A 16342-nucleotide genomic window follows, 5' to 3' on the forward strand; every position below is an offset into this window, starting at 1 on the left:
ATCCTGTTAAGATGATTTCTTGACAGGATTTTTTACTTTTACAAATTCGTTACCAACTTAAAATTACTTCAAAAATGAGCAAAGAATTGCAATTACAAGCCTTCGAAAGATTATTAAACATAATGGATGATTTGCGTGAAAAATGCCCTTGGGATATGAAGCAGACTATACAAAGTTTACGTCATCTTACTATTGAAGAAACGTATGAATTAGGTGATGCAATTCTGGATAATGATTTAAATGAGGTAAAAAAAGAATTAGGAGATTTATTATTACACATTGTTTTTTATGCCAAAATAGGTAGCGAAACAAACGATTTTGATATGGCAGATGTGTGTAATGAAATTTGCGAAAAACTCATTCATCGTCATCCTCATATTTATAGTGATACAGTTGTAAAAGACGAAGAAGAAGTAAAGCAAAATTGGGAAAAACTAAAACTAAAAGAAGGCAAGAAATCTGTTTTGGAAGGTGTTCCAAGAAGTCTACCAGCATTGGTAAAAGCAAGCAGAATACAAGATAAAGTAAAAGGGGTAGGCTTTGATTGGGAAGAACCACATCAAGTCTGGGATAAAGTACAGGAAGAATTACAAGAACTACAAGTAGAAGTAGAAGCTGGGGATCAAGATAAGATTGAAGCTGAATTTGGAGATGTATTATTCTCGATGATTAATTATGCCCGATTTTTAAATGTAAATCCCGAAGATGCTTTAGAGCGCACCAATAAAAAATTCATAAAACGTTTTCAGTATCTAGAGAGTAAAGCAGGAGAATTAGGAAAGCCATTAATGGATATGACTTTGGCAGAAATGGATATTTTCTGGAACGAAGCAAAAAAGCTTTAATTACTCGGCCATTTTCTTTAAGGCACTAATATTTTTCAGGACAATTTTTTTTCCAACTAATTCAATTACTTTTAGTTTGTTGAAATCTGATAATAACCGGATACAGCTTTCTGTAGCAGTACCAATCATACTTGCTAATTCGTCTCTGGAAAGTTGAATTTGTAGCGTATTGTCTTTATTCTCACCAAATGTGTCGTGTAAATATAATAGCGTTTCGGCTAAACGAGATTTAACAGTTTTTTGAGCTAATGAAACAGTATGGTTATCAGATTCTTTTAAGTCATCACAAATTGTTTTCATTACATTCATAGAAAACTGATTATTTTGATTAAAGAAATTGATGATTTCGGTTTTAGGAATAAAACATACTTCCATATCATCTAAAGCTTTGGCACTTAAGTTAGCAGGTTCATTACTAATCATAGAGCGTTGACCTAAAAGTTCTCCAGATTTTACAAGCTTTACAATTTGATCCTTACCATTGGCACTTAACTTAGAAAGTTTACCAATACCATCTTTTACACAGAAAACGCCATTAGTAACTTCACCTTCTTCAAAGATTGAGTCGCCTTTTCTAATAGTATATGTAGTTTTACTATTAGCTAATTTTATAACTTCATCTTTGTTTAAAGCTTTTAACGAGGTAAGTTGTCTTACGATACATTGGTCACATTTATTCATAGCAAAGTTATTTGTTTGCAAAATTAAGTATAATTATGATTTTTTAATCTTAATTTTTGGAATAATAACAGAAATATGATTTCTATAAGTTTATTCCCAATTTATTTTATTAAATTTAAAAATGTAATTTATGGGCTATGATAATTGTCATATTTTTTAACTACTCGGTTTATGACCTTTGCAAAAGCTTAAAATGGTTAAATTATGAGTGTACAAAATTGTTTTCATTGCGGTTTGATTATCCCAAAAAATGAAGTAATTGTTTTTGATGAAAAAGAATTTTGTTGCAGTGGATGTAAAACAGTTTATGAGATTTTTAGTCTTAATGACTTAACTTGTTATTATGATTTCGAAAAATCTCCGGGAGCAACACCACAAGATATTCAGGGGAAATATGATTTTCTGGATAATGAAAGTATTCAGGTAAAGTTATTAGAGTTCCAAGAAGAATCAACAGCTATTGTTTCTTTAAATATTCCACATATTCATTGTAGTTCTTGTATTTGGATTTTAGAAAATCTAAATCGTCTAAAACCGGGAATTAGTGCTTCTCAGGTTAATTTCCCAGAAAAGAAAGTTAGAATTACTTACAATCCAGAAAATATTAGCTTAAAGGAAATTGTTAATACTTTAAGTTCAATAGGGTATGAGCCTTATATTAGTTTAGAAAACTACGAAGCAGGAAAAAATAATGTCGACAGAAGTTTGACATATAAGTTAGGTGTTGCTTTTTTCTGTTTTGGAAACATTATGTTGCTTTCTTTTCCCGAATATTTTGAAGTAAAAGAGTTTTGGCTAGATAATTATAAACCATTTTTTCGTTGGTTAATATTAATTCTGGCAATGCCAAGTTTCTTGTATTCGGCAAGTGGTTATTATGTTTCTGCCTATAAAAGTATCAAAAGTAAAATGTTGAATATTGATATTCCTATCGCTTTAGGAATTATTGTAATGTTTATACGAAGCACTTTTGATATAATCATGGATTATGGAGGAGGTTTTTTTGACAGCTTGACTGGATTGATTTTCTTTATGTTATTAGGGAAAATGTTTCAGATTAAAACCTACAGTTTTTTAAGTTTCGAGAGAGATTTTAAATCTTATTTTCCTATTGCTGTAACCCGAATTAATCCTAATACTCAAGAAGAGAGTATTCCTATTTATGATATTGATAAAGGAGATCGATTATTAATTAGAAACCAGGAATTAATTCCTGTAGATGGAATCTTAATAAGTGACAAAGCCGAAATAGATTATAGTTTTGTAACTGGTGAAGCAGTCCCGATAACCAAAAAATCCGGAGATAAAGTTTTTGCAGGAGGAAAGCAAATAGGAAAAGTAATAGAAATGGAAGTATTACATACCGTTTCTCAGAGTTACTTGACACAATTGTGGGGGAATGATATTTTCCAGAAAGATGTTCAGCAAAAACATAAGACGATAACCGATACCATAAGCCGCTATTTTACCCCAATTTTATTGTTAATTGCTTTTGCAGGCTTTGGATATTGGATATTTATAGATGCAAATACTGCTTTTAATGTTTTTACGGCGGTACTTATTGTGGCATGTCCATGTGCACTGGCATTAACAGCACCATTTACATTTGGTAATATCTTGAGGATTTTAGGAAAACAAAAATTTTATCTAAAAAATGCTTTAGTTATTGAGCAACTTGCTAAAGTTGATACTTTGGTTTTTGATAAAACAGGAACAATTACAACGAATAAAAAATCGAATATTACATACGAAGGTGAGAAACTTTCTGATGTAAATCTTGTAATGCTTAAAAATGTACTTCGGGCTTCAAACCATCCATTGAGCCGAATGTTATATGATTTCTTGCCAGAATCAAGCCGAATAAAATTGGATGATTTTAAAGAAATAACAGGAAAAGGAATCTTGGCAGAAATCGAAAATCATCAGTTTCAAATCGGGTCATTTTCTTTTGTAGCAAATCAAGAAGAAAATTCAATTCAGCAAACCTCACTTCATATCAAAATAAATGGAGTTTATTATGGTAAATATATTTTTAATAACCAATACCGAGAAGGGTTAGGGGATTTGTTTAAAGAACTAAGTCTGAATTATAAGATCAAAGTATTATCGGGTGATAATGATGGAGAGCGAGAAACGCTAGAAAGTCTTTTACCTAAAGGAACAGAGCTTATTTTTAATCAAAAACCAGAACAGAAACTAAACTTTATTAAAGAGCTACAAGATCAAGGTCATAATGTAATGATGGTTGGCGACGGATTAAATGATGCGGGAGCACTGGCTCAAAGCAATGTTGGAATTTCTATCTCAGAGAATGTCAATGTGTTTTCGCCGGCTTGCGATGCGATTCTGGATGCAACCGAGTTCCAACGTTTAAATTACTTTTTAAAACTCTCTAAAAACTCTATCAAAATTATTAAGATGAGTTTTGCCTTGTCGTTACTGTATAATGTAGTTGGATTAACGTTTGCTATTACAGGGAATTTATTACCTCTTGTAGCTGCGATAATAATGCCTTTAAGTACAATTACGATTGTAACTTTTGTTACTCTTATGAGTAATTATTACGCTAAAAGGAAATAAAGTACTAATAATCAGGTAAATCTGATTATTTTTTCATAAATTTAACATAACTGTTTGAGTATGATAAATGTCATATTTTAAAAGAATGTATAAAAGTAATTTTGTTTAATAAATTTCATAGTTATGAGCGTAATTTACTTATTAATCTCAGTTAGTATCATCATTGCCATAGGTTTTTTTATAGCGTTCGTTGTAGCTGTAAAATCGGGACAATATGATGATGATTACACTCCTTCCGTCCGAATGCTTTTTGATGATGAAATCAAAAAAACTCCAAATAATAAAATAAAAACAACCACAGAAAAACAAATCTAGATTATGGAAATGCAACAATTTTATTACGACAACAAAATTGTAAAGAAATTCATTTATGCTACCATTCTTTTTGGTGTAGTAGGGATGCTGGTCGGTCTTACATTGGCCGTTATGTACCTCTTTCCTAATATTACCGACGGAATATCATGGTTAAGCTATGGACGATTAAGACCTTTACACACCAATGCAGTTATTTTTGCCTTTGTAGGGAATGCCTTCTTTGCGGGAATGTATTATTCTTTGCAGCGACTCTTAAAAGCCAGAATGTTCAGCGACTTTTTAAGTAATGTACATTTCTGGGGATGGCAATTAATTATTGTAGCAGCAGCTATATCACTGCCTTTAGGATTTACTTCATCTAAAGAATATGCCGAGTTAGAATGGCCAATAGATATTGCTATTACTTTAATTTGGGTTGTAATGGGTATCAACATGATTGGTACAATTTTACGTCGTAGAGAGCGCCATTTATATGTTGCAATTTGGTTCTATCTAGCCACATTTGTTACTGTTGCAGTATTACATATTTTTAATAATATAGAGATACCAGTTTCTGCAATGAAAAGTTATTCTGTTTACGCAGGAGTTCAGGATGCTTTAGTGCAATGGTGGTATGGTCATAATGCAGTTGCATTTTTCTTGACAACTCCATTTTTAGGATTAATGTACTACTTTGTACCTAAGATTGCCAATCGTCCGGTGTATTCTTATCGATTATCGATTATACATTTCTGGTCATTAATTTTTATATACATCTGGGCTGGACCTCACCACTTATTATATTCAGCGTTACCAAACTGGGCGCAAAACTTAGGGGTTGCTTTTTCTATTATGTTGCTTGCTCCATCTTGGGGAGGTATGATAAACGGACTTTTAACATTAAGAGGTGCGTGGGACAAGGTTCGTGAAGACCCAGTTTTAAAATTCTTTGTTGTTGCGATTACAGGTTATGGTATGGCAACTTTTGAAGGACCAATGCTTTCTTTTAAGAAATTTAATGCTATTGCGCATTATACAGACTGGATTATTGCTCACGTACACGTTGGAGCATTAGCATGGAATGGTTTTATGACTTTTGGTATGATCTATTGGTTGATACCAAGAATGACAAAGAGTACTTTATTTTCTAAAAAATTAGCCAACTTCCATTTTTGGATTGGTACGTTAGGAATTATATTATATACAGTTCCAATGTATTTTGCTGGTTTTCAACAAGCTTCGATGTGGAGGCAATTTAATCCAGATGGAACTTTAACTTACGGAAACTTCCTGGAAACAGTTACAGCGATTATGCCATTATATTGGATGAGAGCTATTGGAGGTACATTATACCTTGTGGGAATGTTTGTATTGGTTTATAATATAATCCAAACAATAAGAGTTGGTAGTCCTATTGAAGACGAATTGGCTGAAGCACCAGCATTAGAAAGAATTAGTAGCAGTAGAGTTCGTGGAGAAAAATTCCATTCATGGTTAGAAAGAAAACCAATTCAGTTAACAATTTTGGCTACAATTGCTATTCTAATTGGAGGGATTATTCAAATCGTACCTACGATTATGGTAAAATCTAATATCCCTACGATTACAAGTGTAAAACCATATTCACCATTAGAGCTTGAAGGTCGTGATTTATACATTCGTGAAGGATGTGTTGGGTGTCACTCACAATCAGTACGTCCGTTCAGAGCTGAAGTAGAACGTTATGGACCACAATCTAAAGCAGGAGAATTTGTATACGATCATCCATTCTTATGGGGGTCTAAACGTACAGGACCAGATTTATTAAGAGTAGGTGGTAAGTATAATGATAACTGGCACTTTAATCACTTCTGGAACCCACAAAGTATATCGACAGGTTCAATCATGCCAGGATACAAATGGTTGTTTGATAATAAGCCAATGGATATTTCATTAACACAAAAGAAAATGGAAGTAATGGTTCAGCTTGGAGTTCCATATTCTCCAGATGAAGTAGCAAATGCTCAAAAATTATTGAGAGCACAAGCTTTAAAAATCGAAAAGAATTTAGAAAACGATCCAGACTATGTTGCTAGTTATGCAGCTAGTAAGAAAAAAGCAGAAGCAAAAGGAGAAAAATTTGTTCCGATGAATGAAAGAGAAATTGTGGCTCTTATTGCTTATATGCAAAGATTAGGAACAGATATCAAAGTAAAAGAGACTTCAAAATAGAGAAATTATGTTTGAACAAGTAAAACACAACTTAGAAACTATAGCGGGGATAGAAATATTCCCGATACTTTCCTTGCTAATATTTTTTATCTTTTTTGTTTGTCTGGGAATTTGGGTGTTTTCATACAAGAAAGAGAAAATTGAAGAAATGAGTCACATTCCATTAGAAGAAAATTAAATTGTAGAATTAAAAATAATATATAAAATGAAAAAATTAATTCCAGTATATATACGAATACCACTAATTTTCTTCATCGTTTTTGGTGCAATGGAATATTTTATAGACTCGGGCGATAAACCAGCATTTATAAAATACCCAATGGTTTCTGTCTTTTTGTTTGTATTTCTTTTCCTTTTAATAGCGATAGAAATTACAGTAAGTGCTATAGATCGCATAACATATAATTTGTTGACAGATGAACAAAAGGCTAAACTTGAAATTGATAGTAAGTTGAGTTTAAAAGATAGAGCTTGGTATAAGAATTTGATGCAAAAGTTAACAAAAACAGAGCCGATGGAAACGGAAGGAAATTTGTTATTGGATCATGATTATGATGGCATCAAAGAATTAGATAACAACTTACCGCCATGGTGGATCTATTTGTTCTATATTACTATTGTCTTTGCAGTAGTTTATATGGCTCGTTACGAGTTGTTTGGTGGAGACAACCAAGAAATGGAGTTGCAGAAAGAAATGGCGCAAGCCAAGATAGAAGTTGATGAGTATCTTAAAACGGCTCCAGATTTAATGGATGAGAAAACAGTTACTTTATTAACAGATGCTGGAGATCTTGCAGCAGGAAAAGAAATATTTGCAACCAATTGTGCTGCTTGTCATAGAGCTGATGGAGGAGGTCAAATTGGACCAAACTTAACCGATGATCATTGGATTTTAGGAGGGGGAATAAAAGAAATTTTCCATACAGTAACAAATGGAGGGCGTGACGGAAAAGGAATGATAGCCTGGAAAGGAACGTTAAAACCAAAAGAGATACAGAAAGTAGCAAGTTACATCTTATCTTTAAAAGGTAGTAATCCAAAAGATCCAAAAGAACCTGAAGGAGATATTTGGATAGACAAAGATGCACCGAAAACAGACGCAGCAGTAGTTGCAACACAAACAACAGATAGTATACAAGTTAAAAAATAATACAATGTCAAATTTACCAGACGAAGCTTTTAGAGATACCATTGGAACAATTGATGAAGGGGGTAACAGAAAATTCATTTTTCCTAAAAAACCGTCTGGTAAGTTTTACGAATATAGGAAGTGGGTTAGTTATTTTTTGCTAGCCATTCTGGTTGCAAATCCATTTATAAAAGTAAACGGAAATCAATTTATGATGTTCAATATATTAGAACGTCGTTTTAATATTTTCGGATTCCCTTTTTGGCCTCAGGATTTTTACCTTTTTGTAATCTCAATGCTCGTTGGGATTGTATTTATAATTTTATTTACAGTTGTATTTGGTCGTATTTTTTGTGGATGGATTTGTCCGCAAACTATTTTTCTTGAACTTGTTTTCCGTCGAATCGAATATTGGATTGATGGAGATAGAGGAGCACAATCTCGATTAGCAAGACAAGAGTGGAATGGGGAGAAGATAAGAAAGCGTTTAACAAAATGGTTTATCTTTTTTGTGATTTCATTTTTGATAGCCAATATTTTCTTAGCTTATTTGGTAGGAAGTGATCAATTATTTTTAATGATTGAGGAAGGACCGATAAAACAATCAAGTAACTTTATAGCTTTATTATTATTTACAGCGGTTTTCTATTTTGTATTTGTATGGTTTCGTGAGCAAGTATGTATTATAGCTTGTCCATACGGAAGATTACAAGGTGTACTTTTGGATAATAAATCCATTAATGTAGCTTATGATTTTGTACGAGGAGAAAAAGAACTTGGTAGAGCTAAATATAATAAACAAGAAGATAGAGCAGCAACAGGAAAAGGAGATTGTATCGATTGTAAACAATGCGTGCATGTTTGCCCAATGGGAATCGATATAAGAAATGGAACTCAATTAGAATGTACCAATTGTACTGCTTGTATTGATGAGTGTGATACCATCATGGAAAATGTAGGTTTGCCAAAAGGACTTATTCGATATGCATCTGAAGATGAAATAGAGAAAAAAGAACCTTTTAAATTTACAGCCAGAATGAAAGGTTATACGGCAGTATTGATTATATTGCTTGGGATTTTTGTTGGAATGTTATTTTTAAGAAACGATGTTCAAGCTATAGTTTTACGTTTGCCAGGACAACTTTTCCAACATAAAGGAGATAAGATAAGTAATATTTATACGTACAAGATTGTCAATAAAACAATGAATGATTATACAGACATTCATTTTGGTTTAATTGATCAAAAAGGAACTATAAAAAATGTAGGAACTCAAAATTTTAAAGTTCCTAAACAAGGAATTTCTCAAGGAACATTATTTATAGAAATTGATAAAGTACTTTTAGAAAGTGATAAGACCAAGGTTCAAATTGGTGTTTATAATGGAGATAAGTTAATAGAAACAACATCAACAAACTTTTTAGGGCCGAGAAGTTTTAATTAAAAAAAACAATATCATGAAAATTAACTGGGGAACAGCAATAGTAATTGCATTCGGATTGTTTATGACTTTCATTTTATACTTTGTTTTTAAAGTACAATCAGATAGTAAATATGACAATGATTTGGTTGTAGAAGAATATTATAAACACGATTCACATTTTGGAGAAGAAATGGTGCGTATTCAAAATGCGCATGATTTAAAACAGAAACCAACAATTATTACAATGAAAGATGGTGTTAAAATTGTTTTTCCAAATACTTTCGAAAGTAAAAATATAAAAGGGGAAGTATTGATGTACCGCCCATCAAATAAAAAACTAGATTTTAATACTGCATTAGCTTTGACCAATTCAGAATTATTGATTCCTCAAAAGAAATTGATAAAAGGACGTTGGGATGTTAATATGGAATGGCAATATAATGGTAAACAGTATTTAACCAAAGAAGTTGTTTATATTAACTAAAGGTTATTTGCATAATTATCTAAATATAGAAAACAATGCTCTATTCTGCTTTTATATTCGGTTTAATCAGTAGTTTTCACTGTATTGGTATGTGTGGTCCAATTGCCATGATGTTGCCAGTAGATAAACATAATAAAGCTAAAAAAGCATTACAAGTTACAGTTTATCACTTAGGAAGATTAACTGCTTATGGAACCATAGGATTAATCTTCGGATTATTAGGAAAAGGTTTCTTCCTGGCAGGAATCCAGCAAAAATTATCTATTCTCATTGGGTTGATTATGATAATTGTAGTTTTAACACCCGAAAACATATTTGCTAGATATAATTTTTCAAAACCTGTCTATAGGCTTATTTCAAAAATCAAATCAAATCTAGGGAAGCATTTTAGAAACAAAAGCTATAAATCCCTTTTTATTATAGGTATACTTAATGGTTTTTTACCATGTGGGATGGTATATGTGGCTTTATTTGGTGCTATTGCAATGCAAAGTGCTGAACTGGGTATTCTATATATGATCTTGTTTGGTTTAGGAACTGTTCCCTTAATGACAAGTGTGGTATATTTTAATTCCCTTTTATCACAATCTGCTCGAAATAGAATTCAAAAAGCAATTCCTTATGTTGCTATTTTTATTGGAGTACTGTTTATTTTGAGAGGTTTAGGTTTAGGGATTCCTTATTTATCTCCGTCTAATATGAGCTTATTTGTACAAGAAACTCCTAATTGTCATTAGGAGTTTTTTTTAGATTGTCATTGAGAACAAACTTGTTTCCGGAGCTTTTCTCTTTAAATGTAAATCAAAAGCCATACAAATATTACGTACAAATGGTTTACCAGCTTCAGTTACGTTTATAGTCTTATCCTTGATACTAAGTAATCCATCATTCTCCATTTCTTTTAGCTGAATTAAGATTTCAGGTATTTCTTTAAAATAATCACTTTCGTTATTCCATGTTGTCTCAAAATTGCACATCAAATTCAAGATGTGTTTTCTAATAATAAGGTCTTCTTCAGTTAGTATATGACCTTTTACAACAGGAAGTTTATCCCATTCTAATAATTGATAGTAATCTTCTATGCTTTTTACATTTTGAGCAAAGCCATACCAACTATCACTTATAGATGAAACTCCTAATCCAATCATTAATTGCGTTTTAGAAGCGCTATATCCCATGAAATTACGATGTAGTTTACCGCTTTTGAAAGCAGTGTATAAATCATCTGATTTTAGAGCAAAATGATCCATACCAATTTCATGATATTCATTTTTATACAATAATTGTTTTCCAATTTCGTATAATTTTCTTTTTTCGGCATCTTTAGGAACGTTTTCATCACTAAAGCCTCTTTGGCCATTTCCTTTTATCCAAGGTACATGCGCATAGCTATAAAAAGCAAGGCGATCAGGTTGTAATGAATTCGTTTTTTCTATAGTATCAATTATATCTTCGACTTCCTGGAAAGGTAATCCAAAAATTAAATCGTGACTTATAGAGGTATAGCCAATTTCTTTAGCCCAAAAGGTTACTTTGGCTACATTGTGAAAAGGTTGCTCACGATGAATTGCTTTCTGTACTTTTTTGGAATAGTCCTGAACACCATAACTAACTCTTCGGAAGCCTAAATTGTATAGTTTCTGTAAATGTTCGTAAGTAGTATTGTTAGGATGTCCTTCAAAACTAAATTCGTAATCTTTGGCTCTATCGGCATAAGAAAAAATGCCATTTATTAAATCTTCAAGATTCTTAGGGGAGAAGAAAGTAGGTGTTCCGCCCCCCAGGTGAATCTCTTTTATTATTGGTTTTTCATTAAGAAGCTTGCAGTATATACTCCATTCTTTAATAACAGCTTCTATATACGGATTCTCTACATCGTGATTCTTTGTAATTCTCTTGTTGCAACCACAAAAAGTACACATACTTTCGCAAAAAGGCAAATGGATATATAAACTAATTCCGTCTTTTTTATTGCTTTCGGCAAATGATTTTTGTAAAGATTCAATCCAAAGTTGATAGGTAAAATCATTTTCATTCCAGTATGGAACCGTTGGATAGCTAGTGTATCTTGGTCCCGGAACATTATATTTTTGTATCAACGAATTTTTCATAGCACATTATTTAAGGGATATCAAAATTAATTAGAATACAAAGAGATTAAAATGATAATTATCATAATGTAATCCAAAAAAAAGAGGCTCATTAATGAACCTCTTTAGCGAATTAAAATTAACTTGAAATACAATCTTGGATGATTTGCACCCATTTTTTACCTAATTGTTGATCTTCGTGTAAGCAAACTTGTCTTATTTGATCGTCTTCAATGTTGTAAAATGGAATTACAATTTTTTGTCCTGATATCTTGTCTAGAAACTCAAAATCAACTTTTATGATAGTATCAGAGTCTGCATCGGTAGTAGGAACTAAACGACAAGATTTAACGTGATTTAAATTTATAAATGAAGCTTCTTCTTTTCCTTTATTAAAGTTCATTACTAAGAAGCCTTTGTTCTTTCTGTCAATAGTTAAAATTCTTTTGTTTTGCGATTCTGTTAAGTCAAAATCAAAAGCTCCATTTTGGCTATGTTTTTCTTTTATAGCTTTAATTTTGGCTTTGTTTAACGAATTAGAACGTAAAGAGAAATAAAGAGGTAATAGTGTGATTATGGCAAGTGCGATGCCTATTATAGTTACAGATGTATCCATTATTGTTTGTGTTTAAAATTTAATTGTATAACATGAAATATTAAACCGAATGCTGTTTGCAAACTGTTTATTTGAGAAGAAATTAATCTTCGATAAATAGAATCATGAAATTAAATCACCAGAAATAATGGAAAGGGTAGAGCAATATTGAAATTTTCTTGCGCTGATTAAAAGTTTGGTTTGCAAAATTGGATATACTTTTTTGGATTTTGCAATCTGGAATTACAATTAAAAAAGTATCAAACCACTTTGTAAGAGTAGGACTCGGATAGTTTGTCTTTACATCGGCAACGACATGAAACCCTGCTTGAGGTTGTATAAAAGCGGAGGCCTGAATACTATCATGAGTAAAATTTGAATCTGTTTTTTGAGGTTGAATTACATCAATAGCAACTTCATCTGCTGAATAAGCAGATAAAAAGAGCATTAAAAGCCCAACAAAAATGATGGTTTTTCGAATCCAATTCATGCGGCAAATCTAATTCATAAAATGCAATTTATGTGCTCTTTTAAGAAATAAATAGGATAAGATAAGACAAATGTTGTTCTTTAAATGCTATTTTGTACTAACTATTGTTGCATTTTAAAATAATAATCAGCAGAATGTTTTCCGCTACCATAAAAAAAGAAAAACAGGCAGACAATAAAAACACAAATCGCCAGTAGTAAATTTTGTGAGTGCATTTCGCCCATAAAATTCACTAAGATTGCTCCTAACAATATGGGTAATTGTGCACCAATAGCCCATCGGGTAAGCAACCCAAAAACAATCATGATGCCTCCAATCATGTGTGCAGGTGCTATGTAATGTAAAAGAAACATTCCGCCACCAAATTTGTCAATTGGAGATATTAAATCATGCAAATATTGGATGTTTGTTACGAAGAAAACTCCTTTCATAAATAAAAATACACCCAAAGCAATACGTAATAAATCTACAGGTAAATAAGTGTGCGCATTTGCCCATTTATTTAAATTTTTTACATTTTCCATGATATTATGTTATTTAAAATAATAGCACTAAGTTACTAATTTTTAATGACATAGTTATTTGTAGGAGCGTAAAATTGATTTGGGTAATTTTATCTTTCTTTAGAGTTTAAATGTATTTATACCTGAATAACGCCTAGGTTAAATGGTTTTAAGATAGGAGCGTGATTTGCGGCTTCTATTCCCATAGAAATCCATGTGCGTGTATCTAGAGGATCTATAATAGCATCTGTCCATAATCGGGAAGCTGCATAATATGGAGAAACCTGTTCGTCGTAGCGTGCTTTTATTTTTGCAAATAATTCAGCCTCTTTGGCTTCGTCTACAATTTCTCCTTTTGATTTTAGAGATGAAGCTTCGATTTGTGCTAATACTTTTGCTGCCTGTGTTCCTCCCATTACTGCTAGCTCAGCACTTGGCCAAGCAAAAATAAGTCTTGGATCATAGGCTTTGCCACACATAGCGTAATTTCCAGCTCCGTATGAGTTACCAACGATAACAGTAAATTTTGGAACTACCGAATTACTTACGGCATTTACCATTTTAGCCCCATCTTTTATAATTCCTCCATGTTCAGATTTGGATCCTACCATGAAGCCAGTTACATCTTGTACAAAAACTAATGGAATTTTTTTCTGATTACAATTAGCAATAAAACGAGTTGCTTTATCTGCGCTATCAGAGTAAATAACTCCGCCAAATTGCATTTCGCCTTTAGCAGTTTTCACTACTTTTCTTTGATTAGCAACAATTCCTACTGCCCAACCATCTATTCGTGCATAACCAGTAATTAATGATTGGCCATAACCTTCTTTATAGGCTTCAAATTCCGAATTGTCAACCATACGCTTAATGATTTCCATCATATCGTATTGTTCATTTCGGGCTTTAGGTAAAATACCATAAATTTCTTTTGGGTCTAACGCTGGTTTTTCTGCTTTAATACGGCTATAACCTGCTTTGTCATAATCACCAATTTTATCTACAATATTTTTTATTTTATCTAATGCGTCTTTATCATCTTTGGCTTTATAATCGGTAACACCTGAAATTTCGCAGTGAGTTGTTGCTCCTCCCAAAGTTTCATTGTCGATTGTTTCTCCAATAGCTGCTTTTACCAAATAGCTTCCTGCAAGAAATATACTTCCTGTTTTATCTACAATTAAAGCTTCATCACTCATGATTGGTAAGTAAGCACCACCAGCAACACAACTACCCATTACGGCTGCGATTTGAGTAATACCCATACTACTCATTTGAGCATTGTTTCTAAAAATACGCCCGAAATGCTCTTTGTCTGGAAAAATTTCATCTTGTAATGGCAAATAAACTCCAGCACTATCTACAAGATAAATGATTGGTAATCTATTTTCCATTGCTATTTCTTGAGCACGTAGATTTTTTTTGGCAGTAATTGGGAACCAGGCACCTGCTTTTACAGTAGCATCATTGGCAACAACTACACATTGTTTTCCTCGTACATAACCTATTTTTACTACAACACCACCAGATGGGCATCCTCCATGTTCTGCGTACATTCCTTCTCCAACAAAACCTCCAATCTCTATGTTTTTTGAATTTTCATCAAGTAAATAATCAATTCGTTCTCTTGCGGTCATTTTACCTTCGGCATGAAGTTTTTCGATACGTTTTTCGCCGCCGCCTAATTTTACCTTAGCAAATTTTTGTTTTAGTTCAGAAAGTAAGAGTTTATTGTGATCTTCGTTTTTATTGAAGTTTAAATCCATAATAATATAGTTTTTTAACAAAATAGTGTCTGCTAATTTACGAAATCGATCGAAATAAACAGTATAATTAATTTGTTTTACAAAATGAAACTGTAAAGTGTTCAGAGACAATTATAAACAAAAAAAAACAGAAGCGAACTTCTGTTTTTCTTATATATGAAGAATTCTATTTTTATTTTTTAGAATCGCAAACTAATCGTTTTAAGATTGCCCATTGTTTTAAGGCGTCACGTGCTTCTACAGCTGGATATCCTAACATGGTTTTGCCAGCAGGAATATCTCCGGTAACTCCAGATCCTGCACCAACAATAGCTCCATCGCCAATAGTTGTATGATCTTTTATCGATGCACTTCCTCCAATAATAACTCCGTTTCCTAATGTTACTGATCCTGCTAAGCCACTATTTCCAGCCATGATACAAAATTTACCAAGCTTACTGTTATGACCAATTTGAACTAAATTATCAATTTTACAACCATCTCCAAGAATTGTAGAGCTAAATTTACCACGATCAACACATGAATTTGCGCCAATTTCTACTCCGTTTCCTATAATTACATTTCCGATTTGTGGAATTTTAACTAATCCTTTTTCACTACATGGACGAAATCCGAAACCATCAGCTCCAATAGTTGCATTAGGATGTATGATACAATCATTACCAATATGACAACGCTCACGAATTACTGTTCCAGACCATATAATTGTATTTTTTCCGATAGTAGATTCGTCAAGAATGGTAACGTTTGGATAAACAGTTACATTATTTCCTAATTTTACTTTAGGACCAATGTAGCATCCTGCACCAATACGAACACCTTCACCAATAATTGCAGACTCGTCTACAACTGCTCTAACATGGATGTTATTATGGAATATAGGTGTAGGTGGGGCAAAAAGAGCTAAGATTTGAGACATTGCTAAATCTGCGTTTTTTACTTTTATAAACGCGCGATTTTCTCCTGGTTCTATCGAAATATCTTCATTAACAACAGCTACGCTTGCTTTGGAGTCTTGCCAGTGTTTTTCGTATTTTTTATTTCCAATGAACGAAATTTCGGTATTGGTGGCTTTGTCTAATTGTTCTGTTGCGGTAATGTTCTGTGAAGTATTACCATAAATAACACCATTAATTACTTCATTAAGCTCTTGGATAGAATAGGATTTCATTTATTGTTTTATAGTTTTAGGGGATTAGCGGTATTTTTTGCCAAATAAAATCAATTAGTATTTAATTACCTAATTATATT

The 16342-nt window shown here is 32.4% G+C and carries 16 protein-coding genes; 9 read left to right on the top strand and 7 right to left on the bottom strand.

Annotated features, from left to right (window positions below; translation table 11 throughout):
• Window positions 1-74 precede the first annotated feature (74 nt).
• Window positions 75-845, top strand: a complete 771-nt coding sequence (mazG, locus tag IW20_RS09385) for a nucleoside triphosphate pyrophosphohydrolase (protein WP_035621251.1) — start codon at window positions 75-77, stop codon at window positions 843-845.
• Here the strand turns inward: mazG and IW20_RS09390 are convergent, their stop codons facing one another.
• Window positions 846-1526: a Crp/Fnr family transcriptional regulator gene (locus IW20_RS09390; protein ID WP_035621253.1), complete on the bottom strand. Its 681-nt coding sequence runs from the start codon at window positions 1524-1526 to the stop codon at window positions 846-848.
• A 204-nt stretch (window positions 1527-1730) separates the two neighbouring features.
• Here IW20_RS09390 and IW20_RS09395 point away from each other — a divergent pair, with 204 nt between their 5' ends.
• The 8 genes from IW20_RS09395 to IW20_RS09425 all read left to right on the top strand — a co-directional run bounded on the left by IW20_RS09395 (window position 1731) and on the right by IW20_RS09425 (window position 10384).
• The gene (locus tag IW20_RS09395; protein ID WP_035621255.1) at window positions 1731-4106 is read left to right on the top strand and encodes a heavy metal translocating P-type ATPase; all 2376 of its coding nucleotides are present in this window, start codon (window positions 1731-1733) and stop codon (window positions 4104-4106) included.
• A 123-nt stretch (window positions 4107-4229) separates the two neighbouring features.
• Window positions 4230-4421, top strand: coding sequence for a cbb3-type cytochrome oxidase assembly protein CcoS (gene ccoS / locus IW20_RS09400; RefSeq protein WP_035621256.1), 192 nt, complete (start codon window positions 4230-4232; stop codon window positions 4419-4421).
• A 3-nt stretch (window positions 4422-4424) separates the two neighbouring features.
• Complete coding sequence (ccoN, locus tag IW20_RS09405; protein ID WP_035621258.1) at window positions 4425-6611, top strand: cytochrome-c oxidase, cbb3-type subunit I; 2187 nt, start codon at window positions 4425-4427, stop codon at window positions 6609-6611.
• Window positions 6612-6618: 7 nt separating this feature from the next.
• Window positions 6619-6789: a CcoQ/FixQ family Cbb3-type cytochrome c oxidase assembly chaperone gene (locus IW20_RS25760; RefSeq protein ID WP_081912460.1), complete on the top strand. Its 171-nt coding sequence runs from the start codon at window positions 6619-6621 to the stop codon at window positions 6787-6789.
• Window positions 6790-6816: 27 nt separating this feature from the next.
• Window positions 6817-7761 (top strand): cbb3-type cytochrome c oxidase N-terminal domain-containing protein, encoded by a 945-nt coding sequence (locus tag IW20_RS09410; protein WP_035621260.1) that lies wholly within the window; start codon window positions 6817-6819, stop codon window positions 7759-7761.
• 4 nt (window positions 7762-7765) lie between these two features.
• Window positions 7766-9184, top strand: a complete 1419-nt coding sequence (ccoG, locus tag IW20_RS09415; protein ID WP_035621262.1) for a cytochrome c oxidase accessory protein CcoG — start codon at window positions 7766-7768, stop codon at window positions 9182-9184.
• 13 nt (window positions 9185-9197) lie between these two features.
• Window positions 9198-9647: a FixH family protein gene (locus tag IW20_RS09420; RefSeq protein ID WP_035621264.1), complete on the top strand. Its 450-nt coding sequence runs from the start codon at window positions 9198-9200 to the stop codon at window positions 9645-9647.
• A gap of 35 nt (window positions 9648-9682) precedes the next feature.
• Window positions 9683-10384 (top strand): sulfite exporter TauE/SafE family protein, encoded by a 702-nt coding sequence (locus IW20_RS09425; protein ID WP_035621266.1) that lies wholly within the window; start codon window positions 9683-9685, stop codon window positions 10382-10384.
• Between the two features lie 9 nt (window positions 10385-10393).
• On the opposite strand, the gene hemN is transcribed toward IW20_RS09425, so the two are convergent.
• From hemN to lpxD, 6 genes are all read right to left on the bottom strand, one after another.
• A complete protein-coding gene (gene hemN, locus IW20_RS09430) occupies window positions 10394-11758 on the bottom strand; it encodes an oxygen-independent coproporphyrinogen III oxidase (RefSeq protein ID WP_035621268.1) in 1365 nt (454 codons plus the stop codon).
• Between the two features lie 118 nt (window positions 11759-11876).
• Window positions 11877-12353 carry a hypothetical protein gene (locus tag IW20_RS09435; protein WP_035621270.1) on the bottom strand — a complete coding sequence of 159 codons (477 nt, stop codon included), beginning with the start codon at window positions 12351-12353 and terminating at the stop codon, window positions 11877-11879.
• A 115-nt stretch (window positions 12354-12468) separates the two neighbouring features.
• A complete protein-coding gene (locus tag IW20_RS09440) occupies window positions 12469-12822 on the bottom strand; it encodes a hypothetical protein (RefSeq protein ID WP_035621273.1) in 354 nt (117 codons plus the stop codon).
• A 101-nt stretch (window positions 12823-12923) separates the two neighbouring features.
• Window positions 12924-13346: a DoxX family protein gene (locus tag IW20_RS09445; RefSeq protein WP_035621274.1), complete on the bottom strand. Its 423-nt coding sequence runs from the start codon at window positions 13344-13346 to the stop codon at window positions 12924-12926.
• A gap of 116 nt (window positions 13347-13462) precedes the next feature.
• Entirely contained in the window at window positions 13463-15091 is a 1629-nt protein-coding gene (locus IW20_RS09450) for an acyl-CoA carboxylase subunit beta (RefSeq protein WP_035621276.1), read from the bottom strand.
• Window positions 15092-15263: 172 nt separating this feature from the next.
• Window positions 15264-16262 (bottom strand): UDP-3-O-(3-hydroxymyristoyl)glucosamine N-acyltransferase, encoded by a 999-nt coding sequence (lpxD, locus tag IW20_RS09455; RefSeq protein ID WP_035621279.1) that lies wholly within the window; start codon window positions 16260-16262, stop codon window positions 15264-15266.
• Window positions 16263-16342 lie beyond the last annotated feature (80 nt).

The sequence above is a fragment of the Flavobacterium hydatis genome (genome assembly GCF_000737695.1).
Taxonomy (GTDB): Bacteria; Bacteroidota; Bacteroidia; order Flavobacteriales; family Flavobacteriaceae; genus Flavobacterium; species Flavobacterium hydatis.

Coding starts and splice junctions, on each gene's coding strand:
- IW20_RS09420 (WP_035621264.1), top strand. CDS start 9,198: ATGAAAATTAACTGGGGAACAGCAATAGTAATTGCATTCGGATTGTTT.
- lpxD (WP_035621279.1), bottom strand. CDS start 16,262: ATGAAATCCTATTCTATCCAAGAGCTTAATGAAGTAATTAATGGTGTT.
- ccoS (WP_035621256.1), top strand. CDS start 4,230: ATGAGCGTAATTTACTTATTAATCTCAGTTAGTATCATCATTGCCATA.
- IW20_RS09410 (WP_035621260.1), top strand. CDS start 6,817: ATGAAAAAATTAATTCCAGTATATATACGAATACCACTAATTTTCTTC.
- ccoG (WP_035621262.1), top strand. CDS start 7,766: ATGTCAAATTTACCAGACGAAGCTTTTAGAGATACCATTGGAACAATT.
- hemN (WP_035621268.1), bottom strand. CDS start 11,758: ATGAAAAATTCGTTGATACAAAAATATAATGTTCCGGGACCAAGATAC.
- IW20_RS25760 (WP_081912460.1), top strand. CDS start 6,619: ATGTTTGAACAAGTAAAACACAACTTAGAAACTATAGCGGGGATAGAA.
- IW20_RS09395 (WP_035621255.1), top strand. CDS start 1,731: ATGAGTGTACAAAATTGTTTTCATTGCGGTTTGATTATCCCAAAAAAT.
- IW20_RS09435 (WP_035621270.1), bottom strand. CDS start 12,353: ATGGATACATCTGTAACTATAATAGGCATCGCACTTGCCATAATCACA.
- IW20_RS09440 (WP_035621273.1), bottom strand. CDS start 12,822: ATGAATTGGATTCGAAAAACCATCATTTTTGTTGGGCTTTTAATGCTC.
- IW20_RS09390 (WP_035621253.1), bottom strand. CDS start 1,526: ATGAATAAATGTGACCAATGTATCGTAAGACAACTTACCTCGTTAAAA.
- IW20_RS09445 (WP_035621274.1), bottom strand. CDS start 13,346: ATGGAAAATGTAAAAAATTTAAATAAATGGGCAAATGCGCACACTTAT.
- mazG (WP_035621251.1), top strand. CDS start 75: ATGAGCAAAGAATTGCAATTACAAGCCTTCGAAAGATTATTAAACATA.
- ccoN (WP_035621258.1), top strand. CDS start 4,425: ATGGAAATGCAACAATTTTATTACGACAACAAAATTGTAAAGAAATTC.
- IW20_RS09425 (WP_035621266.1), top strand. CDS start 9,683: ATGCTCTATTCTGCTTTTATATTCGGTTTAATCAGTAGTTTTCACTGT.
- IW20_RS09450 (WP_035621276.1), bottom strand. CDS start 15,091: ATGGATTTAAACTTCAATAAAAACGAAGATCACAATAAACTCTTACTT.